This window comes from Mesorhizobium sp. G2-6-1 (assembly GCF_055809095.1).
The window spans coordinates 2,888,627-2,911,304 of the sequence record NZ_CM147896.1; the positions used below are offsets into that span (position 1 = coordinate 2,888,627).

Annotated in this window: 17 protein-coding genes, 1 other RNA gene and 1 pseudogene; 17 read left to right on the forward strand and 2 right to left on the reverse strand. The window is 57.0% G+C overall.

The window, feature by feature from the left end; translation table 11 throughout:
- Window positions 1–3,642 (reverse strand): hydantoinase B/oxoprolinase family protein, encoded by a 3,642-nt coding sequence (locus AC0L7S_RS13870; RefSeq protein WP_473471586.1) that lies wholly within the window; start codon window positions 3,640–3,642, stop codon window positions 1–3.
- Between the two features lie 180 nt (window positions 3,643–3,822).
- On the opposite strand from AC0L7S_RS13870, the gene AC0L7S_RS13875 reads away from it, so the two are divergent.
- The 5 genes from AC0L7S_RS13875 (at window position 3,823) to rnpB (ending at window position 7,196) form a co-directional block, all read left to right on the forward strand.
- Window positions 3,823–4,110, forward strand: coding sequence for a hypothetical protein (locus tag AC0L7S_RS13875; protein ID WP_473471587.1), 288 nt, complete (start codon window positions 3,823–3,825; stop codon window positions 4,108–4,110).
- Between the two features lie 162 nt (window positions 4,111–4,272).
- Window positions 4,273–4,992, forward strand: a complete 720-nt coding sequence (locus AC0L7S_RS13880) for a TerB family tellurite resistance protein (RefSeq protein ID WP_473471588.1) — start codon at window positions 4,273–4,275, stop codon at window positions 4,990–4,992.
- Complete coding sequence (locus tag AC0L7S_RS13885) at window positions 4,989–5,753, forward strand: N-acetylmuramoyl-L-alanine amidase (protein WP_473471589.1); 765 nt, start codon at window positions 4,989–4,991, stop codon at window positions 5,751–5,753. The genes AC0L7S_RS13880 and AC0L7S_RS13885 overlap by 4 nt, the downstream gene beginning before the upstream one ends.
- 186 nt (window positions 5,754–5,939) lie before the next feature.
- Window positions 5,940–6,704: a lytic transglycosylase domain-containing protein gene (locus AC0L7S_RS13890; RefSeq protein WP_473471590.1), complete on the forward strand. Its 765-nt coding sequence runs from the start codon at window positions 5,940–5,942 to the stop codon at window positions 6,702–6,704.
- A 93-nt stretch (window positions 6,705–6,797) separates the two neighbouring features.
- Window positions 6,798–7,196: RNase P RNA component class A (gene rnpB, locus AC0L7S_RS13895), an RNA gene on the forward strand.
- 104 nt (window positions 7,197–7,300) lie between these two features.
- Here rnpB and AC0L7S_RS13900 read toward each other — a convergent pair.
- The gene (locus tag AC0L7S_RS13900) at window positions 7,301–8,410 is read right to left on the reverse strand and encodes a cystathionine gamma-lyase (protein WP_473471591.1); all 1,110 of its coding nucleotides are present in this window, start codon (window positions 8,408–8,410) and stop codon (window positions 7,301–7,303) included.
- Between the two features lie 404 nt (window positions 8,411–8,814).
- Here AC0L7S_RS13900 and mraZ point away from each other — a divergent pair, with 404 nt between their 5' ends.
- The 12 genes and pseudogenes from mraZ to murB all read left to right on the forward strand — a co-directional run bounded on the left by mraZ (window position 8,815) and on the right by murB (window position 22,474).
- Entirely contained in the window at window positions 8,815–9,273 is a 459-nt protein-coding gene (gene mraZ / locus AC0L7S_RS13905; protein WP_473471592.1) for a division/cell wall cluster transcriptional repressor MraZ, read from the forward strand.
- Window positions 9,270–10,285: pseudogene (gene rsmH, locus AC0L7S_RS13910) on the forward strand (16S rRNA (cytosine(1402)-N(4))-methyltransferase RsmH). The gene mraZ and the pseudogene rsmH overlap by 4 nt, the downstream one beginning before the upstream one ends.
- A gap of 4 nt (window positions 10,286–10,289) precedes the next feature.
- Entirely contained in the window at window positions 10,290–10,661 is a 372-nt protein-coding gene (gene ftsL, locus AC0L7S_RS13915; protein ID WP_473471593.1) for a cell division protein FtsL, read from the forward strand.
- Window positions 10,658–12,373, forward strand: a complete 1,716-nt coding sequence (locus tag AC0L7S_RS13920; RefSeq protein ID WP_473471594.1) for a peptidoglycan D,D-transpeptidase FtsI family protein — start codon at window positions 10,658–10,660, stop codon at window positions 12,371–12,373. Before ftsL ends, AC0L7S_RS13920 begins: the two co-directional genes overlap by 4 nt.
- Before the next feature lie 54 nt (window positions 12,374–12,427).
- Window positions 12,428–13,882 carry a UDP-N-acetylmuramoyl-L-alanyl-D-glutamate--2,6-diaminopimelate ligase gene (locus AC0L7S_RS13925; RefSeq protein ID WP_473471595.1) on the forward strand — a complete coding sequence of 485 codons (1,455 nt, stop codon included), beginning with the start codon at window positions 12,428–12,430 and terminating at the stop codon, window positions 13,880–13,882.
- Window positions 13,879–15,312, forward strand: a complete 1,434-nt coding sequence (locus AC0L7S_RS13930) for a UDP-N-acetylmuramoylalanyl-D-glutamyl-2,6-diaminopimelate--D-alanyl-D-alanine ligase (RefSeq protein ID WP_473471596.1) — start codon at window positions 13,879–13,881, stop codon at window positions 15,310–15,312. The genes AC0L7S_RS13925 and AC0L7S_RS13930 overlap by 4 nt, the downstream gene beginning before the upstream one ends.
- A gap of 23 nt (window positions 15,313–15,335) precedes the next feature.
- A complete protein-coding gene (gene mraY / locus AC0L7S_RS13935; protein WP_473471597.1) occupies window positions 15,336–16,418 on the forward strand; it encodes a phospho-N-acetylmuramoyl-pentapeptide-transferase in 1,083 nt (360 codons plus the stop codon).
- Between the two features lie 8 nt (window positions 16,419–16,426).
- Window positions 16,427–17,827 (forward strand): UDP-N-acetylmuramoyl-L-alanine--D-glutamate ligase, encoded by a 1,401-nt coding sequence (gene murD, locus AC0L7S_RS13940; RefSeq protein ID WP_473474298.1) that lies wholly within the window; start codon window positions 16,427–16,429, stop codon window positions 17,825–17,827.
- Window positions 17,827–18,981: a putative lipid II flippase FtsW gene (gene ftsW / locus AC0L7S_RS13945; RefSeq protein WP_473471598.1), complete on the forward strand. Its 1,155-nt coding sequence runs from the start codon at window positions 17,827–17,829 to the stop codon at window positions 18,979–18,981. Before murD ends, ftsW begins: the two co-directional genes overlap by 1 nt.
- Window positions 18,982–20,109, forward strand: a complete 1,128-nt coding sequence (murG, locus tag AC0L7S_RS13950; protein ID WP_473471599.1) for an undecaprenyldiphospho-muramoylpentapeptide beta-N-acetylglucosaminyltransferase — start codon at window positions 18,982–18,984, stop codon at window positions 20,107–20,109. It begins immediately after the preceding gene.
- Window positions 20,106–21,512, forward strand: coding sequence for a UDP-N-acetylmuramate--L-alanine ligase (gene murC, locus AC0L7S_RS13955; RefSeq protein ID WP_473471600.1), 1,407 nt, complete (start codon window positions 20,106–20,108; stop codon window positions 21,510–21,512). Before murG ends, murC begins: the two co-directional genes overlap by 4 nt.
- On the forward strand, window positions 21,509–22,474 hold the full coding sequence (gene murB / locus AC0L7S_RS13960; RefSeq protein ID WP_473471601.1) for a UDP-N-acetylmuramate dehydrogenase: 966 nt from the start codon (window positions 21,509–21,511) through the stop codon (window positions 22,472–22,474). Before murC ends, murB begins: the two co-directional genes overlap by 4 nt.
- Window positions 22,475–22,678 lie beyond the last annotated feature (204 nt).

Sequence of the window (22,678 nt, forward strand, 5' to 3'; positions counted from 1 at the left end):
TCACTTTTTGCCATATCCTCCCGGCGTCGGCGTTGTGAGAATGATTGCCTCACCTGCCTCCAGAACGGTCTGATCACAGGCTTTGAGTGTTTCGAGACTGCCGTCATTTCGTCGAACCTTGGTGGAACCCGCTTCCCCGGCACCGCCGCCATCGAGCCCTTCAGGCGCCCGGTTACGGTGCGACGACAAGATTGCGCATTCCAGTTTTTCAAGGAAACGGATGGTGCGTTTGGTGCCGTCACCTCCATTCCATGCACCTTTGCCGCCGGAATCTTCGCGAATGTGGAAATCTTCCAGAAGAACCGGGAAACGAAGTTCCAGAATTTCGGGGTCGGTGAGGCGCGAATTGGTCATGTGCGTATGGACGCCTGATGTTCCGGCAAAGCCGTGCCCATCATTCATCTGCCCGGCAGGCGAGCCCGAACAGATCGTTTCATAATATTGGTATTTGGCATTGCCGAAGGTCAGGTTGTTCATCGTGCCCTGTGCGTTGGCCAACGCACCCATTGCACCGAAAAGCGCGTTGGTCACATGTTGGGACGTCTCGACATTTCCAGCGACGACTGCGGCAGGGTAGGTCGGCTTCAACATCGAGCCATCGGGGATGACAATATTGATCGGGCGCAGGCAACCGGCATTCATGGGAATATTATCTTCAACCATCACCCGGAAGGCATAAAGCACGGCTGCGCGTGCGACGGGTTCTGGCGCATTGAAATTGTTTTTCATGACGGGTGACGTGCCAGTGAAATCGACGGTTGCCTCGCGCTTTTGCCGGTTGACGGTGATTTTTACCTTTATCACTTGGCCTGTGTCTGTCGGATATTCATATTCCGAACTGTCAGGCAGGCGCTCCAGAACACGCCGCACGCTTTCTGCCGCGTTGTCTTGAACGTGGCCCATATAGGCCTCAACGACCTCAAGGCCGAAATGGGCGACCATCTTCTTGAGTTCCGCCACGCCTTTTTCATTGGCGGCAATTTGCGCTTTGAGGTCGGCGATATTCTGATGCGGATTGCGCGCAGGGTAGGCGTGGTCGCTCAGCAATGCGTGCAATTGCTTTTCCCGGAATTTGCCGCGTTCAACGAGTTGGAAATTGTCGAACAAAATACCTTCTTCATCGACGGTGGTGGCAAGTGGCGTCATTGAACCTGGCGCGGTGCCGCCAACGTCGGCGTGATGCCCGCGCGCTGCCGTCCAAAACAGAATCTCCTTGTCGGCTTCGTCGAAAACCGGCGTTACAACAGTAATATCGGGTAGATGAGTGCCGCCATTATAGGGCGCATTCAGTGCGAAAACGTCGCCGGGATGAATGTTTCCCGCATTCAGGCGGATGATTGTTTCAACCGACCTGTCCATCGAACCCAAATGCACCGGCATGTGTGGCGCATTGGCGACCAGCGCACCGCTGCGGTCGAAGACGGCACAGGAAAAATCCAGTCGTTCCTTGATGTTGACCGAATAGGCGGTGTTTTGCAGCGTGACACCCATCTGTTCGGCGATCGACATGAACAAATTGTTGAACACCTCCAGCATCACCGGATCGGCTTCGGTGCCAAGGGCTGCCGCGCGTTGCTTCTTCTCGATGCGGCGCAGCAAAACATGGTTTTTCGCTGTGATCTCAGCCTGCCAGCCCAATTCGATGACAATCGTCTGGTTTGGCTCGATAATCAGGGCTGGGCCGGTGATTTTATGCCCGGGTTTCAGCTCGTCTCTGCGAAAAACACCGGCATCTCGCCAGGCTCCGTCAGTGAAAATCGGCCTTGTTTTGCTTGTAGTTGCGGCGCAATCCTCTGTTTTTGAATCAGGCTCACTGCTGGTTTTGCCTGCCGTGTCCATCCCCTCGACGGCGACTGCTTCCACGATCATGGGTTTATCAGGGTAGACAAAGCCGAACTGTGCTTTGTGAGCCGCCTCAAACTCCGATCTCGCTTGGGCAATTGAACCATGCGTGAAAGGCACCTGTAGTGTCGTGTCGGTGCCGTCATAGCGAATGTGAAGGATTGGTCTGGCGGCGATTGCGTCTTCGGATATCCCTTGTGCCGTCAGTTCCTCGAAAACAGCCACGCGCAAGGCTTCGATCTCCGTGGAAATGAGAGGCATCGCCTCGTCGGACAGCGGTTCCAACAAGGCTTGCTGGCGCGCGGCAAACACGGAAGAAAGACCGATGCCATAGGCGGACAGCAAGCCGGACAATGGATGGATAAGCACTGCTTCCATGCCAAGCGCATCCGCCACGAGGCAGGCGTGTTGGCCTCCGGCACCGCCAAAGCAATTGAGGAGATATTCGGTAACGTCGTAGCCACGTTGCACCGAGATCTTCTTGATGGCGTTGGCCATGTTTTCGACGGCAACGGTGATGAACCCTTCTGCGGCCTGCTCAGGGGTGCGGCCATCCCCCACTTTGCGGGCCAGTTCCGTAAAATTCTCACGCACGATCTCAATGTCGAGCGTCTGGTTCTGGTCGGGTCCGAAAATGGCCGGGAACAGGTCCGGCTGGAGTTTTCCGAGGATGACATTGGCGTCGGTAACGGCCAGCGGACCACCGCGACGGTAACAAGCGGGGCCGGGATTGGCACCTGCGGAGTCCGGGCCGGCGCGGAAGCGACCGGCTTCATAATGCAGGATCGAACCGCCGCCAGCAGCAACGGTATGAATATGCATCATTGGTGCGCGGATGCGCACACCGGCGACCGTTGTGTCGAAGGTGCGTTCATATTCGCCGTCATAGTGCGTCACATCCGTCGATGTGCCGCCCATATCGAAGCCGATGACCTTGTCGAAACCGGCGAGTTTTGCGGTTTCGACCATGCCGACAACGCCGCCTGCCGGGCCAGACAGCAAGGCGTCCTTGCCTTGGAACATGGTCGCGGCCGTCAGCCCGCCGGACGACATCATGAACATCAATTCCGGCTGAGAGCTTCCAGTCTTGTTGCCCTGGGCTTCAATCCCCAATTCATCGGCCACCCGTTTTACGTAGCGCGACAGGATTGGCGAAAGATACGCATCCACAACGGTTGTATCGCCTCGACCGATCAGCTTGATCAGCGGCGAAACCTCATGGCTGACAGAAACCTGGCCGAAACCAAGTTGGCGGCAAACTTTTGCCAGCGCCTGTTCGTGTTCGGGAAATTTCCATGCATGCATGAAAACGATTGCCACAGCGTCGATACCATCGGCCTTTGCCTTTTCGATCTCCGGTTTTATTGCGGCAATGTCGAGCAAGCTTTCCACGCAGCCATCGGCCAGCACGCGTTCATCGACCTCAATGACCCGTTCATAGAGCTGTTCAGGCAGGAAGATTTCCTTGGCGAAAATGTCGGGCCGTGCCTGATAGGCAATTTTCAAGGCATCGCGAAAGCCTTTGGTAATAAGCAAGAGGACGCGGTCGCCCTTGCGTTCCAGAAGCGCGTTGGTGGCGACGGTCGTGCCCATCTTGATAGTGCGAACAAGCCCTTGGGGGATCGCTGCTTGCGGCGCTACTCCAAGCAATGTGCGAATGCCGGCAATGGCGACATCGCCTTGAGCGTCCGGGTTTTCCGATAACAATTTCATCGGATGCAAGCCGCCGTCCGGCGCAACTCCAACGACATCGGTGAAGGTGCCGCCGCGGTCGATCCAGAAGTCCCAAGCCGTGCTCATCAAGCCATTCTCCGACGCAGTTCATCGCTCTGATAGGCTGCAAAATATGAAGCGACAATGCTCCAGAACCCGGATGCGTTGTTACATCGGGAAACGCAATGTTACGAAACGATCTTTCGTTGAGCACATTTATCATTCAACCAGCGTCTGGTGGAGGCGTTGTAACGATGGAGAAATGTCATGAAAAAGTTCATTCTGGCTTCGGTGTCGGCTCTCGCGCTGCTCGGCGTGGCAGCATGTAGCGACAATGGCGCAGACAACACGACCACGCAGAGCACCAACCCGCCCGCAGCCGAGCAACCGGTTGCGCCCGATGCGATGGCGCCGTCGGACGACACGGTGCCACCTGCTACGGATAATTCGACGACGCAGGGCATCGTGCCCGTACCAGATGACGGTACAACACAAGATAGCGGAGATGGAGCCATGGCACCTGCGCAGCCTGCGCCTGCCGTGCCGGTCCAGTAACCCGCGATTAAGTCAACCTGCGAATAAGTCAGCAGGCGATTTGACGATGAGGGAAGGGTCGGGAAACCGGCCCTTTCTTTTTCTGCCCGTATTTCCTGCTCGTGTCGGGGGATATGCACTTCACGTCTTGATCGTAACAGAGTGTTCGCTTTAAGAAGCCGCATGTCGATTTGGTTTCGCATGAGCGACTTTCTGGCGCGCGTTTCATCCTCAGCGTCTTCGGGCATTGTTGAGGTGGTTGAAGCCGTGCGCACCGTTTTTTCCGGCGATGCGGAGTTGCGCCGCCGCGTTGCCTTCTCGGTAGCGATGATTGCGCTGTCGGCGAAGATGGCCAAAGCCGACGGCGTTGTAACGCAAGACGAAATTCGCGCCTTCCAGTCCATTTTTGAAGTGCCAAGGGAAGAGGCGCGCAATGTCGCGCGGCTTTATGATCTGGCGAAGCGTGATGTCGCCGGGTTTGAAATCTATGCCGAGCAGATGGCGAACCTGTGTGGCAGTGGCGCCAGGAACTGCATGATGCTCGAGGATATTCTCGACGGCCTGTTTTACATCGCGACCGCCGACGGGGTTTTACATGAGGGCGAAGGCCGGTTCCTCAATCGCATCGCCGAGATTTTCGAGATCGATGAACAGCACTATCTGACCATTCTGGCGCGCCACGTCAAACTGGGCGCTGCCGATCCGTATGTGGTTTTGGGAATTGAACGTGGGCAACCGCTGGCCGAGATAAAGAAGCAATATCGCAAGCTGGTTGCCGAGAACCATCCAGACAAGTTGATTGCGCGCGGACTGCCGCAGGAGTTCATCAAGATTGCGACAACACGGCTTGCGGCAATCAATGCCGCCTATGAAATGATTGAGCGGGGCCTGAGGCCTGCATGAGCGGTTTTTTGCCTGACGAGGCCAGTGCGGAAGTCAGGACTTCACCGAATTTTGGCGCGCCGGTGGGAATGCTGCGGCCAGACATGATCATCCTTCATTATACCGGAATGCCAAGTGGCGAGGCGGCCGAAGCGTGGCTTTGCAATCCGGCAAGCGAGGTTTCATCGCATTATCTGGTGCATGAAGATGGCCGGATCGTCCAGATGGTGCGCGAAAATGATCGGGCATGGCACGCTGGCAAGAGTTCGTGGCGGGGCGTGCGTGACATCAATTCCTGCTCGGTGGGTATCGAGATCGTCAATCCCGGCCATACGCTTGGCTACCCAGCCTTTCCCAAACGCCAGATTGATGCCGTTATCGGATTGTGTCGAGGTATCATCGCTCGCCACTCGATCTCCAATGAGCGGGTATTGGCGCATTCCGATGTGGCACCTGGCCGCAAGGTTGATCCGGGTGAGAAATTTCCCTGGAAATCATTGTTCGAGGCAGGTGTCGGCCACCTTGTAACAGCGGCGCCGGTTCGCAGCGGCGCGGTTTTGCGGGCAGGCGATGCTGGAGCGTCGGTCGAAAACCTTCAAACGATGCTGGCACTTTATGGCTATGGTGTTGATATCACGGGTACGTTTGACCATCAGACCGAGATTGTGGTGGAAGCCTTCCAGCGACATTTTCGACCACGAAAAGTCGATGGCGTTGCCGATGGATCGACTTTGCGGACGCTTTCGAGACTGGTGGATTCCATTTCGACAAGTGTTGTTTAATTCAGATTTCCCTGTCGTCAGATTTCAAGACGTCATTCAAAGTGACTTGCGTGGTCATTATTGACACAAATTCACCGTTCAAAGCCCCGCCTGTGCAGGCCTTGGTGCTCTCTTTGAAGATATTCCAGCCTAGATGAAGCTTTTCCGCGTGATATATTTCGTGCGGCCCAAATAGAACAGGTTCACATGTCTAAATTGTCCGCTTTAGCGGCAGCTTTCGCTGCCGGTGTAATGAGTATTGCTGTTAGTACAGCACATAGCGCCTCGCTCAGCCCGCGCATGGATCACGATCTGGATGCGACCTTGAAGGTGGTGGATAAAACGCCCGACGCGGAGAAAGGTTCCAAACCGGTCACCGCAAGAAGCACGCCGTTGAGCCCGCGTATGGATCGGGGGCAAAGCGTTGCCCCGAAGGCAGTCGCGAAAGCAAAGAAAACTGATCCGGCAAAGAGCAAGACTGCCAAGTCGAAAAAGAACACCAAAACGGCCAAGTTGAAAAAGAGCACCAAGCCGAAAATCGACCAGACCAAGACAGCGTCAATTTCGTCGAAAGGTGCTGGCAAGGATCGTCGGTATTCGAAAATTATCGCCCGCTATGCGGCAAGCTATGGCGTTCCGGTCTCGCTTGCCCATGCTGTCATCAAGATCGAAAGCAACTATCGGCCAAAGGCGCGTGGCAGTGCTGGAGAGATCGGCCTGATGCAGATCAAGCCATCGACAGCGCGCATGATGGGTTATAGCGGCTCGACGAAAGGCCTTTACAGCCCTGAAACCAACATCAAATATGGCATGAAGTATCTTGCAATGGCGCGCGATCTTGGTGGTGGCACGACCTGCGGGACCATTTTGAAATACAATGCGGGCCATGCCGCCAAGCGCATGAACCCGGTTTCTTCCGCTTATTGCAGCAAGGTCAAGGTTCAGTTGGCAGCACTTGGTTCGCCGGCATAATCCTTCCCCAAGGCGTTGCTGGATTTTGCGAAAGGCGAGCCCGTTTCATCTTTTCGTTTGCCTTTTGGGGCTCGACATTCTTTATACCGCATGCCAGCTGGCCGGGCGGCCGCACTCATAAAGCTGAAAGGCTGTGAGTGAGGAAAGTCCGGGCTCCATGGAAACACGGTGCCGGCTAACGGCCGGCGGGGGCGACCCCAGGGAAAGTGCCACAGAAAGGAAACCGCCACGGCTTGTCCGTGGTAAGGGTGAAAGGGTGGGGTAAGAGCCCACCGCGCGACCGGCAACGGAAGCGGCATGGTAAACCCCACCGGGAGCAAAACCGAATAGGGGCGGTGCGAGGGGCAACTCTCGGGGGCTGTTTCCGGCTCACCGTTCGGGTAGGTTGCGTGAGATGCATGGCAACATGTGTCCAAGATGAATGGCCGCCACGTTCTCGCGCCGCAAGGCGTGAGGGCCATACAGAACCCGGCTTACAGGCTGGCTGGCATTTTATCGTTTCCGTTCAGCATCCTGGATGCGTGAACGGACAAACTGAATCATCCAGAACTGATCGCGACCCAAATATTGTCGTGGGTCGCCGATGTTTGTCAGGATTATATTCGGTCAAGTGAAGCTTCTATTGCCGCCCACAGTTCCTCTGCCGGTTCGCAACCAATCGACATGCGCACAAAGCCGGGTGGCACGGCGTCGCCGCGGCGCGTGCGCCGTTCGGCTGATGTGTGGACGCCGCCGAACGATGTGGCCGACTCCATCAATTCGCAGCCATTGATGAAATCTTCTGCGGCATCTTCCGAGGGCAGGACGAAGCTGATGAGGAAGCCAAAGCGGTTCATCTGAACCCGTGCCAGATTGTGTGACGGGTCACCATCGAGGCCGGGAAATCGCACGGATTTTACCTTGGCGTGCGCCTTGAGACGTGGTGCGATGAATTCGGCTGTGTTGCACATGCGCTCAAAACGCACGTCAAGCGTTTCCAGACCGCGGTGAACAAGCCATGCCTCAAACGGACCGGGGATGACACCGCATGTCTTGCGCCAGTCCTGCACCGAAGCGATGATATCGGCGTTGCGGCTTGCGACATGGCCGAAAAGTACATCCGAATGTCCATTTGGCGCTTTGGTGTCGGCTGCCACAACAATGTCTGCGCCAAGGTCGAGTGGCCGCTGGCCAAACGGCGTCATGGTGGTGTTGTCGACGACCAGAAGCGCGCCTGCCGTGTGGGCCGCTTTGGCGACGGCAGCAATGTCGCAAATGTCCAAACCGGGATTTGACGGCGTTTCCATGAATGCCAGCTTGTAGCCGGCGAAGTCTCCATCCAGAAATGAAGCCGTCGGGCGCGTGTCGAATTCGACGCCGAAGTTTTTGAGGAAACGCTCGCCAATGGCGCGTGTCGTGGGATAGCCATCACTGGCGATCAAAATGCGGTCGCCTGCCTTGAGAAGCGCAAAGAAAACCGCAGAAATAGCACCCATGCCCGAGGGAAAGCCTACGCATGGCGCGTCTTCCATATGGGCGAGCATTTCTTCTACCGCATCCCATGTCGGATTGCTGAAGCGGCCATACTGGTGAAAGCCTGTGGCATCGCCGGGAGCGTGAAAAATCGCCGCCATCGTCAGGGGCAGGGGAATAGGATCGCCTTTCGCATATTTGTGGCTGCGCAAATGAGAGAGTGAAGCGGCGCGCGATTTCGCAGTGTCGGACATCTGGGCGGTCAACTTTCTACGTTCATGGATGATGTGTGGCGGACGCTATCCCTGCCAACGATGCGCTGCAAGTGAGACGCATTGCGCCAACCGATCTAAACGGTTCGTTAGGCTTAATGTTCGATAAAGGACGGATGCCGCAACATGCTTCCTGTGGTTGCAATACGTGGATTTGTGATGCCTGTTCCCGTTGACGCCCATGGTTCCCCATGTTATCCCATTCGCATTATCAAGCCTTCGTTTTGTGTCAGCGTGAAGTGTGCGCCAGACGGGCAGCCGTGGCAGGCGCGCGTATGAGCGTTTTTGCGTTCACCAGCGAAGGCTGGGTCGGCCAGGGTCGCGCTGCGGTGGCGCGAACGAAATGATGGAAAGGGGTGCGGCGGCGCAAGCGGCTGTAACGTTGCATGGACCGTTTTCTGTCAAGTTCTGTGAACAGGATCGATGCCAAGGGGCGGGTTTCGGTTCCGGCGCACTTTCGCACTGTCGTGCAGAAGCGGGGCTATTCGGAACTCTACGCGCTGCGTTGCCTCGATGTTCCGGCGATGGATGTTGGCGGGTTGGACTTGCTCGATCGCTACGAGCAGCGCATTGCACAAGAAGACCCCTTCCTGCAGGCAGCCGACGACATGTCGTTCTTCTGTCATGGCGACGGCGCGTTTCTGAAACTCGATCAGGACGGACGCATTCCGGTCACGGATTTCATCCGCGAGCATACCGGCATCGAGGCGGAAGTCGCTTTTGTGGGGCGCGGAAATTTTTTTCAGATGTGGGAACCGGGCAAGTTGGCGGCTTACGGGGCGCAGGCGCGCGCCCGATTGTTGCAGCTTCGGCAGGGGACGAAGCCTGGGGAGCAACCGGAATGATGACAGGCCACGGCGATGACCTCCACGCCGTTGGCGGACCGGCCCGTCACATTCCGGTGCTTCTCGCCGAAGTTCTGGAAGCTGTTGCTTCGAAGCCGGGCGATCTCATCATTGATGGCACTTTCGGCGCGGGTGGCTACACCGAGGCCATTCTGGCAACTGGCGCAAAGGTGGTGGCGATCGACCGCGACCCGGACGCGATTGCTGCCGGCAGGTCGCTGGAGCAGCAGGCCGAAGGGCGGCTGACATTGGTCCAGGCGCCATTCTCGACGATAAGCGACCATGCGGCGGATGCCGACGGTGTGGTGCTTGATATCGGCGTGTCCTCGATGCAGCTAGATCAGGCCGGGCGTGGTTTTTCGTTTCGCACTGATGGACCGCTTGATATGCGCATGGCGCAGACCGGCGTCAGTGCCGCCGATGTCGTCAACAGCTACAAGGCGGGCGATCTTGCGCGTATCTTCGGTTTTCTTGGTGAGGAACGCCATGCCGGGCGTATCGCGCGCATGATCGAAGCGCGCCGCGAAAACATCCTTTTGAGCGCACGCTTGAGCTTGCGGATGCCATCGAAACGCATGTGGGGCGCGCGCCCAAGGACAAGATACATCCTGCGACGCGAGTTTTTCAGGCGTTGCGCATCTACGTCAATGATGAACTTGGCGAACTGGCCAAGGCTCTGTTCGGTGCCGAGCAAATCCTGAAGCCCGGCGGGCGGCTGGCTGTCGTGACATTTCATTCGCTGGAAGATCGTATCGTCAAACGCTTCATTGCCGACCGTGCCGATGCGGCCGCTGGCTCGCGTCATATGCCGGAAGCGCATGTGCGCGCGGCGACGTTTCGCAAGAAAGGTTCCGGGGTTACGGCAGGAGAGGCTGAACTGGCACGTAACCCTCGCGCCCGTTCGGCACGTCTACGTGTGGCTGTGCGCACCGATGCGCCAGCGCGCGACGCAGATTTTTCCATTTTCGGTCTTCCAAAGCTTCCGGGCATTCGTCAGACAGGCGGGGTATAAACACGTGTTTCGTACCAGTGATATAGTTCTGATCGCGGTCATGGTCTCGGCTGCCGCCATGACCTACACGATCAAGCGCGACGCCGAGATTCAACTCGACAAGGTTCACAGCCTGCAAGCGAAGATCCGTACTGAAGAAGATACGATCGACCTGCTCAAGGCGGACTGGAGCCTTCTCACGCAACCGGCGAGACTTCAAAAACTGACCAGTCTCTATCAGGAACAACTCAATCTGGATGTCGTCAGTCCGCATCAATTCGCGACAATCGAAGACTTGCCGCAGCGCCCCTTGACGATTGAAGACATTACCTCGGCCGATAGTGCGCAAACGGCGAATGATGGCAAAGATCAAACCACGACAGGAGCTATCCAGTGATTGGCAGGTTCGGTTTCCTGAAGCGCCGTCGCACAATTGGTGATGATGGGTCGATTGTCGTCGATGCCGCGCGCAAGGCAACCGGCGGCAAGACGAAGACCCGCGTTGTCATGACGATGGCTGTGTTCCTGGGCGTCTATGCCACGATTGGCGGGCGCTTGATCTATCTCGGCTTCCAGAGCCCTGATGGATCTGGCGCACCGGCCAGCCGCGTAACTGCATCAAGGCCGGATATTGTGGATCGCAATGGTGAGATCCTTGCGACCGACATCAAGACGGCCTCCCTATATGCCGAACCGCGCCATATCGTTGATGCTGACGAGGCCATCGAGAAGCTTTCAACGGTGCTCAAGGAAATCGATTACGAGCAGACATATCGCAAGCTGAAAAGCGGCGCAGGGTTTGTGTGGCTACAGCGCCAGCTTACGCCCAAGCAACAGGCCGAGATATTGCAACTTGGCATTCCCGGCATCGGCTTTCGCACCGAGAAACGCCGGTTTTATCCGGCTGGCGAAACGGCGGCCTACATTGTCGGCATGACCAATATCGACAACAAGGGCATTTCAGGGCTTGAAAAATATATCGACAGTCAAGGTCTGACCGATTTGCAACAAACGGGTCTTGCTGTGGCCGATGATTTGGCTCCGGTGAAGCTTTCGATGGACCTGCGCGTTCAGCACATCGTGCGTGACGAGATTGCGAACGCGATGGAAAAATTCCATGCGATCGCGGCTGGCGCGGTCGTTCTCAATATAAAGACGGGTGAGGTCGTGGCGATGTCATCGGTCCCCGACTTTGATCCCAACAATCCCTACAATGCACAAGACAAGGACCGTTTGAACCGCATGTCAGCGGGTCTTTACGAGATGGGCTCCACCTTCAAGAGCTTTACGACGGCGATGGCGCTGGATTCCGGCAAGGTGACGCTCGACAGCACATTCGACGCGACGCGCCCGATCAGGATCGGGAGCCAGACCATTCACGATTTTCACGGCAAACACCGCGTACTGACGGTGCCGGAAGTGTTCATCTATTCTTCCAACATCGGATCGGCCAAGGAGGCGGATGTGGTGGGGATCGAAGGGCATCGTGAGTTCTTGCATCGATTGGGCATCCTTGAGCGGATGCAAACCGAATTGCCTGAAGTCGCGCGCCCGGTCGAACCCAAAGTGTGGAAGAAGATCAACTCCATCACGATTGCGTTCGGCCACGGCGTATCGACCACACCCTTGCAAACGGCTGTTGGTTGCGCGGCGTTGATGAATGGCGGCTATCTGATGAACCCGACCTTTCTGCCTCGCACGCAAGAACAGGCAATGGCTGAGGCCAAGAAGGTTATCAGCGAAAAGACAAGTAATGACATGCGCTATCTTTACAGCCTGAACGCGGCAAAAGGGTCCGGGCGCAATGCGCGGGTTCTCGGCTATCGTGTCGGGGGCAAAACAGGTACGGCAGAAAAGGTCGTCAATGGCCGCTATTCCCATGACAAGCGGTTCAATGCGTTCGTTGCCTCGTTTCCGATGGATGATCCACAATACATTGTCTTGTCGATCATAGATGAACCGAAGCCGGAAAAGCCGGGCAAGGGCGCGACTGCTGGTATGAATGCCGCTCCGATTGTCGCGAATATCATCCGCCGTTCCGCTTCGATGCTTGGCGTGAAGCCAGATTTCAGCCATGAAAATACGCCAAAGCTGGTATCCTTTGAGTGATTCTTCGGGCGTGCTGAAGTTGGTGCGCCGCATTTTCGCGATGACTGGGTTTTTATGAAGCTGAGAGAATTAGCCGGAATCTTGCCTGTTGAAGATGTGCCTCTGGCCAGCACAGAGGTTTCCGGAATTTCGTCAGATTCCCGTCACGTCAAATCGGGAATGCTGTTTTTCGCACTCGCGGGGTCGAAGGCAAACGGCGTTTCCTATGCTGCCGAAGCGGCAATGCGTGGTGCCGTGGCCGTGGTTGTCTCAAAAGGTGATAGCGCGCCCGATCTATCCGTTCCCGCAATTGCAGTCGATGATGCGCGACAGGCGCTGGCGCTGAGCGCCGCGCGCTTCTTCGACGGGCAACCTCAGACCATGGTTGCGGTCACCGGAACCAGTGGCAAGACCTCGGTTGCAGCATTTACGCGTCAGATTTGGGAGCAGACAGGATTAGGCGCTGCTTCAATCGGCACCACCGGTGTCGTGGCTCCGGGGCGCAACGACTATGGCTCGCTTACAACACCTGACCCGGTTGCGTTGCATAAATTGCTTCGCGAGCTTGCCGATGCAGGCGTTACCCATGCTGCGATGGAAGCATCCAGTCATGGACTTGACCAGCGCCGCCTTGACGGCGTGAAATTGGCGGCGGGTGGATTTACCAATCTGGGCCGCGACCACATGGATTATCACCCGACAGTCGAGGACTATCATCGCGCCAAGCTTCGCCTGTTCGATGGGCTGCTTCCAAAAGGGGCGCCGGCTGTTATCTTTGCAGATGATGCGTGGTCGCAACCGACCATTGAGGCAGCGCGGGCGTCGGGTCTTGATGTTCTAACGGTTGGCCGCAATGGTACTTTCCTGAAAATGAAACGCGTCGAGCATGAACGGCACCGTCAACGCGCCGAGATCGAGGCTGATGGCGCGCTTTACGAGATCGATTTGCCATTGGCTGGCGATTTCCAGATTTACAACGCGCTGGTGGCGGCCGGCCTTGCCATCGCCACGGGGACGCCTGTCGCCAAGGCATTGAATGCGCTGGAAAAACTCAAAGGTGCGCCGGGGCGACTCGAACTTGTCGGCACGACGGATAAGGGTGCGCCGGTTTATGTCGATTATGCTCACAAACCGGATGCATTGGAAAATGTGCTGACCTCGGTTCGTCCGTTCACGACCGGTCGGATTGTCGTCGTGTTTGGCTGCGGCGGCGATCGTGACCGGGGCAAGCGTGCGATCATGGGTGAGATTGCGGCACGGTTGGCCGATGTCACTATCGTGACCGACGACAATCCGCGCACGGAAATTGCACAGACAATTCGCGCTGCCATTCTGGCGGCTTCTCCCGGTGCCATCGAGATCGGCGACAGGCGACAGGCAATTCGCGAGGCTGTTGCCATGCTGCATCCCGGCGACACGCTGATCGTTGCAGGCAAAGGGCATGAAGAAGGCCAGACGATCGGCACGGACACATTTCCATTTTCCGATCATGGGGAAGTTCGCGCCGCACTCAAGGAGCGTGTCGCATGAGCCTTTTGTGGACCTGTGATGCGCTGGTTGCGGCGATGAACGGACGCCCGTTGGGTGAGATGCCTGCGGGTGTATCCGGCATTTCCATCGATAGCCGAAGCCTCGTCCCTGGCGACGCATTTTTCGCCATCAAGGGCGATGCAATGGACGGCCACGATTTCGCGACGGCAGCGACCAAGGCCGGGGCAGCGGTGCTTGTCGTCGCGCAAGGTCGCCTGCCTGCGCTGGGTCGTTTGACCGCGCCAATGATCGTCGTGCCTGATGTGCTGGTGGCGCTAGAGCAACTGGGGCAGGCTGCGCGGGAGCGTTCAAACGCGAAAATCATCGCGGTAACGGGCTCGGCTGGTAAAACCACGACCAAAGAGGCGTTGCGCCATGTCCTGGGTTCAATTGGCAAGGTGCATGCGTCAAACAAGTCGTTCAACAACCATTGGGGCGTGCCGCTCACTCTGGCGCGTATGCCGGTTGATTGTGACTATGGCGTATTCGAAATCGGCATGAACCATGCGGACGAAATCCGCCCTTTGGCGAAAATGGTGAGGCCGCATATTGCAATCGTCACACTGATTGCAGCGGCTCATCTCGGCCATTTCCGCAATCTTGACGAGATCGCCAGGGCAAAGGCCGAGATATTCGAAGGTCTGGAACCGGATGGGGCAGCACTTCTCAATCGTGACGATCCGCGTGCGGCAGCGCTCAGCAAGATGGCGCGTGCGGCGGGTGCTGCACATGTACTCGGGTTCGGGGAAAACGCGCGTTCGACCTACAGGCTGATTGATTGTGTGTTGTATGGCGATCACTCGATCATCACCGCAAAGATTGGTGGGCAAAAGATTGCCGCGCGCATTGGCGTTCCCGGCCGCCACATGGTGCAAAATACGCTGGCCGTTCTGGGAGCAGCGCATCTTGCAGGTGCAGATGTTGCCAAAGCGTCACTGGCGCTTGCCGATCTTGCGGCTGAAGCAGGACGGGGCAAACGCTACCTGCTGGCCCACCCGCGAGGCTCATTCACGCTTATCGACGAAAGCTACAACGCCAATCCTGCCTCGATGAAGGCAGCGATGGATTTACTGAATACCACGTCAATTCCAACCGGGGGAAGGCGCATCGCAGTGCTTGGCGATATGCTGGAGCTTGGTGATCATTCCGCCAAACTGCACGCGGCGCTGGCTGAAATCATCGTTGGAACCAACACATCGACAGTGTATCTCGGCGGGCCACAGATGAAGGCGCTGGCCGACGTGTTGCCGGGCGATATCAAAACCGAATACCGTGACGGGGCGGCGGAGCTAGAACTCGTTCTGCTCGATGTCGTGCAGCCCGGCGATGTGGTCATGGTGAAGTCGTCGAAGGGGATCGGCTTTGCCAGGCTCGTCAATGCATTGCTCAAGAAATTTCCAATAGAAGCTGACAATTCAAAACGGATCTAGCGGGTCCGGGGGACGAAGACCGCATGCTAACGCTACTTGTCGAATTTGCTGACCGGATCACGGTTTTCAATGTCTTTAGATACATTACGTTTCGCACCGGCGGCGCTTTGATAACCGCTGTGCTGATCGTTTTCATCTGCGGACCGGCGATCATCAATTCGCTGCGCATCAGGCAAGGCAGAGGGCAACCTATCCGGGCGGATGGACCGCAAACACATTTCAAGAAGGCTGGAACGCCGACAATGGGTGGGCTGATGATCCTGACGGGTATCATCGGCTCTTCATTGTTATGGGCAAACCTCACCAGTGTTTATGTCTGGGTTGTCCTGCTTGTGACACTCGGGTTCGGCGCGATCGGCTTTTACGACGATTATCTGAAGGTGACGAAACAGTCGCATCTCGGCTTTTCCGGTCGGGCACGCCTTACGCTCGAGTTTCTGGTCGCAGGGGTGGCGGCATGGGTCATCATGCATGCGGGTCAGGAGCCATTCTCATCGTCGCTGACGTTTCCGTTTGCGAAGCAATGGATCATCAATCTGGGTTGGTTTTTTATCCCGTTCGCAGCTTTTGTCGTCGTGGGCGCGGGCAATGCGGTCAATCTGACCGATGGTCTGGATGGGCTGGCTATCGTTCCGATCATGATTGCCGCGGCTTCATTCGGGGTTATCGCCTATCTGTCGGGTAATGCGGTGTTCGCCGAATATCTGCAAATTCATTTTGTACCCGGCACTGGTGAACTGGCGGTCATCCTTGGCTCGGTGATCGGCGCGGGACTTGGTTTTCTATGGTTCAATGCACCACCTGCGGCCATTTTCATGGGCGATACCGGATCGCTGGCTTTGGGGGGACTTATCGGCACCGTGGCTGTTTCCACGAAGCACGAGATCGTGCTTGCCATCGTTGGCGGTCTGTTCGTAGTCGAAATCCTGTCGGTGATCATTCAGGTCGGTTATTTCAAGATGACCGGAAAGCGCGTCTTCCTGATGGCACCGATTCATCATCATTTCGAGAAGCTTGGATGGACTGAAAGCCAGGTCGTCATACGCTTCTGGATTATCGCCGTGATCCTGGCCCTGATTGGCCTTTCGACCCTCAAACTGCGGTAGCAATGTCCGTGATCCCAGCAACAACCTTTGCAGGCAAACGCGTAGCGATCTTCGGTCTTGGCGGATCGGGGATCGCGACAGGGCGTGCGCTTGTGGCGGGCGGGGCTGACGTGCTGGCATGGGATGACAATCCTCAAAGTGTCGCCAATGCCGCTGCGCAGGGTATTGTGACAGAAGATCTGCGCGGTTGCGACTGGAGTTCGTTTTCCTCGTGTGTCCTGTCGCCCGGCGTGCCGCTGACCCATCCCAAACCGCACTGGACGGTTGAAATGGCGCGCGGCGCGGGGGTGGAGGTGATTGGCGATATCGAACTGTTTACGCGCGAGCGGATCGCCAGCGGGTCCACCCCCGCCTTCATTGCCATCACTGGAACCAATGGCAAATCAACGACCACGGCGCTGCTTTCGCATATCCTGAAGTCTGCCGGTCGCGATTCGCAGATGGGAGGCAATATCGGGCGCGCGGTGATGACGCTCGATCCACTGGCGGCAGAGCGTCACTATGTGGTCGAGTGCTCCTCGTATCAGATTGAACTGGCTCCCTCGATCAATCCAACTGCCGGTGTCCTTCTCAATCTCACGCCCGATCATCTCGACCGGCACGGCACCATGCAGCACTATGTGGCGGTGAAGGAGCGGTTGGTTGCGGGCAGCGAAACGGCGATCATCGGGGTTGATGATTCCTATGGCGCACAAATTGCCGATCGGCTGGAGTGGGCAGGCAAGGATGTGGTGCGTATCTCCAAACGCCTGCCATTGACTGATGGTTATTTCGCTGATGGCGAGAATTTGATGGAAGCCGTTGGCGGCCGTTACAGCCGGATCGGTTTTCTGGAAGGTATCGGTTCGCTGCGCGGTCAACACAACGCGCAAAATGCGCTCGCGGCTGTTGCCGCCGGCCTGCGCGTGGGGCTTGAGCTTGGCGAAATCCAGGCGGGTCTTGAGAGTTTCCCCGGTCTTGAACACCGTATGGAACAGGTTGGCCGCAAGGGCCATGTTTTGTTCGTCAACGATTCAAAGGCTACCAATGCGGATGCGGCGGCACCTGCACTGTCGAGTTTTCGTCGCATTTACTGGATTGCCGGTGGCTTGGCGAAAGAAGGCGGTATAGAGCCGCTGCGTCCCCTGTTCCCGCGTATCGCCAAGGCTTACCTGATCGGGGAGGCAGCACCGGCGTTTTCGGCAACGCTGGGTGAGAACGTGCCTTACGAGATTTCAGGTACGCTGGCGTCGGCTGTTGAACATGCGGCGCGTGACGCGCAAGACGATCCCAGCGGCGAGGCCGTGGTGCTGTTGTCGCCGGCTTGCTCCAGTTTCGACCAGTTCAGGAATTTTGAAGTTCGCGGCGAAGCCTTCAGGCAAGTTGCGGCTGCTATTGAAGGCGTGAAGCCCATTGGAGGGACACGATAATGCAAAGCCGTCTCGACACAAGCCCGGTTGCCAACTGGTGGTGGACGATTGACCGCTGGTTTCTTGCCGCATTCCTGTCGCTGATGGGACTCGGCATTGTGCTGTCTTTTGCCGCAAGCCCTGCGGTCGCCGAACGTATCGGTCTTGATCCTTTTCACTTTGCTACGCGCCAGATCATTTTCACGATCGCGGCACTTGGCGTCATGTTGGCGGTATCGTTTCTGAATGCCCGGCAAATCCGGCGTCTGGCTCTGGCCATGCTGTGCACGATGCTGGTGCTGATGGTGGTCGTTTTGTATATCGGCGTCGAAGTGAAAGGTGCGCGACGCTGGGTTTCCCTGATGGGCCTATCCATACAGCCCTCGGAGTTTTTGAAACCTGCTTTCGTTGTCATGTGCGCGTGGTTGTTTGCTGAACACAAGCGCCAACCTGAAATTCCCGGCAACCTGTTTGCGATGATCCTTCTGGTCCTGGTGATTTCGCTCCTCGTGGCCCAACCGGACCTTGGGCAGACCATGCTGGTTGCCGGAACCTGGGGCGTGATGTTTTTCATGGCTGGCCTTTCTTGGGTATGGATTTTCGCCTTGGGCATTCTCGGCCTTGGAGGGGTTTATGCCGCCTATGAGGTGTTTCCCCATGTTGCCGGGCGCATCGACCGGTTCATGACCGGTGAGGGCGATACGTTTCAGGTCGATATGGGACATGAGGCGTTGGTGAATGGAGGCTGGTTTGGTGTTGGTCCGGGCGAGGGCACCATAAAGCGCGTTATTCCAGATAGTCATGCGGATTTCGTTTTCGCTGTTGCCGGCGAGGAGTTCGGCCTGATCATGTGTTTTGCCATCATGCTGATCTTTGCTTTCATCGTGCTGCGAGGCTTGAGTTCTGCGTTCAAGGAACATGATGATTTTTCGCGCTATGCGATTGGCGGTCTCGTCACGGTGTTTGGCCTTCAGTCGGTCATCAACATGGCCGTGAACCTGCAATTGATGCCAGCCAAGGGCATGACGTTACCCTTCATTTCCTACGGTGGTTCGTCGCAAATCGCGATTGCCATCTCGATGGGCATGGTGTTGGCGCTGACGCGCAAGAAACCGGAAAAACGCAAGCAATCAGGCTTTCTCGGTCACGCGCAGCGTGTCATGCCGGCGCAATAAATGGCGAAAGGGGTCATATTGCTCGCGGCGGGAGGAACCGGCGGCCATCTCTTTCCAGCCGAGGCTTTGGCGCACGAACTTGGCGAGCGTGGATGGATTGTCCATCTAGCCACCGATGATCGGGCCGAACGTTTTGCCAGCCATTTTCCGGCGAAAGAAGTGCATCAGATCAAATCGGCGACGATCGGTTCGAAAAACCCGGTGGCGCTGGTTGCGACATTCTGGAAACTCTGGCGTGGTGTTCGTCAGGCTTCGGTCATTCTCAGGCGTATCAAGCCGGACGTGGTGATCGGCTTTGGTGGTTATCCGACGTTGCCGCCTCTGTATGCCGCAACCAGACGCAAAGTGGCGACGCTGATCCATGAGCAGAATGCCGTCATGGGGCGTGCCAATCGGGCGTTGGCGTCGCGCGTCGATGCAATTGCAGGCGGTTTCCTGCCACAGGACAGCAGTTCGGCCGGTGTCAAGACGGTGGCAACCGGAAACCCGGTGCGGCCACAGGTTCTGGCGGCGTCAAAAATGGCTTATGCGCCTTCTCGTGATGGAGAGGCGTTTCACTTGCTCGTCTTCGGCGGAAGCCAGGGCGCTCAATTCTTTTCCGATGCGCTACCCGAAGCAATCGCCCTTTTGTCGAGCGCGCAACGCCAGCGGTTGGAAATCACACAGCAGGCGCGCGCCAACGACGTGGCACGGGTTCGCGCAGATTATGCCAAGCTTGGCATTGAGGCTCAGGTGTTGCCTTTCTTCACGGATATGGCTGAGCGCATGGCGCGTGCACAATTGGTGATTTCCCGCTCGGGCGCATCGACGGTATCGGAAATTGCGGTGATGGGCCGCCCAGCACTTCTGGTGCCTTATCCCTATGCGCTGGATCACGATCAGGCGGCAAATGCAGCGGCGTTGGCGGCTGCCGGTGGCGCGCAGGTTCATCCGCAATCAACCCTGTCGGCAGAGCGTATCGCAAAACTCATCGGCGACCTCATGGATGCCCCAGATGAACTTTATACGATGGCCGAAGCTGCAAGGTCAGCCGGAAAACCGAATGCGACACGCTTGCTCGCCGATCTGGCAGAGGCTATTGCCTCGGGCGAATCGGTGGATGAATTCAGAAAGGACATGCACGCATGAAGATGCCGCAGACGATCGGCCTTGTGCATTTTATCGGCATTGGCGGTATCGGCATGAGCGGTATTGCCGAAGTCCTGCACAATCTTGGCTACAAGGTGCAGGGATCGGATCAGGCCGATGGTGCCAATGTGCAGCGCTTGCGTGAAAAAGGCATTGAGTGCTTCGTGGGCCACCGTGCCGAAAATCTTGGTGATGCCGAAGTCATCGTCGTTTCTACCGCAATCAGGAAATCGAATCCTGAACTGATGGCGGCGCGCGAAAGACTGCTGCCGGTGGTTCGCCGTGCCGAAATGCTTGCCGAGTTGATGCGCTTCAGACAGGCTGTCGCGATTGGCGGCACGCATGGCAAGACAACGACGACATCGATGGTGGCAACGATCTTGGAATCGGGCGGCTTGGACCCGACGGTCATCAATGGCGGTATCATCAATTCTTACGGCACCAATGCGCGCATGGGCGATGGTGAGTGGATGGTGGTGGAAGCCGATGAGAGCGATGGCACATTCTTGAAACTGCCCGCCGATATTGCCGTGGTGACGAATATCGATCCGGAACATCTCGATCACTATGGCAGTTTCGAGCGTGTCCGCGAGGCTTTTTGCCAGTTTGTTGAAAACGTGCCGTTCTATGGTTTTGGTGTCATGTGTACCGATCACCCGGAAGTTCAGGCGCTGGTCGGGCGCATTGAGGACCGGCGCGTCATCACCTATGGCGAGAACGCTCAGGCCGATGTGCGGTTTACAAACCGTCGCATGGATGGCGCGATTTCGGTGTTCGATGTGGTCATCCGCAGCCGTAAATCTGACAATGACGTTGTTATCAAGGATTTGCGCCTGCCCATGCCGGGGCATCACAATGTTTCCAATGCGACTGCTGCCATTGCTGTCGCGCATGAACTTGGCCTGTCTGGCGATGCGATCCGCAAGGGCATATCGGCATTTGGCGGTGTCAAGCGGCGCTTCACGCATACCGGTTCGTGGCACGGCGTCGAAATCTTTGACGATTACGGGCATCACCCGGTTGAAATCAGCGCTGTCTTGAGTGCGGCCCGGGATGCAGCGGCAGGGCGCGTTATCGCCATTGCCCAACCGCATCGTTACACGCGCTTGCACGATCTGTTCGACGATTTTTCCGCGTGCTTCAATGATGCCGACACGGTTCTCGTCGCTCCTGTCTATGCAGCCGGTGAGGACCTGATAGAAGGGGCAACTTCGGAAGCATTGGTCGCGCGCATACGCGCTGGCGGGCATCGCGACGCGCGCTACATCGATGCTCCATCCGCCATTGCGCCACTGGTGCGCAGCCTAGCAAAATCCGGCGATATCATCATATTTCTGGGTGCGGGCAATATCACTCAATGGGCCTATGCCTTGCCCAGGGAACTTGATGAGGCAGCAGCTTGAGCCGTGGCGATGAATTGCTTGAGACGCTCAGTGACCGGCTTTCCGGTCTGCGGGGGCGTATCACTCCAAACGCAGAAATGGACAAGATCACCTGGTTCAGAGCAGGCGGGCTTGCCGATGCCTTGTTCCAGCCGGCGGATGAGGCTGACCTCGCGGCTTTCTTGAAAGTCGTTCCCGAAAACATCCCGCTCACGGTCGTCGGTGTTGGCTCAAACCTACTGGTTCGCGATGGTGGCATTCGCGGGTTTGTCATCCGCTTGTCGGCAAAAGGATTTGGCGAAGCCAAGGCGATCAGTGACACGAGGATCGCTGCCGGTGCGGCAACGCCGGACAAACGCGTTGCGGCAGTAGCGTTGGAAGCAGAAATCGGCGGCTTTCATTTTTATCATGGTATTCCTGGGGCGATTGGCGGAGCCTTGCGCATGAATGCCGGGGCCAATGGCACGGAGACGTGCGAACGTGTCGTTGAAGTGCGCGCGCTTGATCGCCAGGGCAAGCCACACACCTTTACCAATGCCGAGATGGGTTATGCCTACCGCCATTCTGCCGTGGCGAGCGACCTCATCTTCACCTCAGCGGTTTTTGAAGGGACTGCCGAAGACAAATCCTCGATCAAGGCAGCGATGGACAGTGTCCAGCATCATCGTGAGACGGTTCAGCCTATACGTGAAAAGACCGGCGGTTCGACCTTCAAGAACCCGGAGGGCAGTTCCGCCTGGAAGGTAATTGACGATGCCGGTTGCAGAGGGCTGATGATTGGTGGCGCACAAATATCACCGATGCATTGCAACTTCATGATCAACACCGGTGCGGCAACGGGATACGATCTGGAGCATCTGGGCGAGACGGTGCGTGCGCGGGTTCTCGAACATTCCGGGATTCGTCTGCATTGGGAAATCAAGCGCATTGGCGACTTCCGTGCCGGTCATACGGTCCAGGAATTCCTCGGGCAGTTGCTCTGAAGACTCACCTCGGCAGTTTTCTTCGTTGTTTTGCCAGAAAGTGAATCTCTCGGAATCTTAAAGGCTTGCCAGAGAATCAACTCTCTGATTCTTTGGGCAAAAGCGTTTCCTGAATTGAGTCGTTTTGTGCGTAGGTCGAATTTTCCGTCTGGGGGGCAACCTGTCGGAAGATTCTGGCTCTCACATTGGGGAACGATGTTGGTG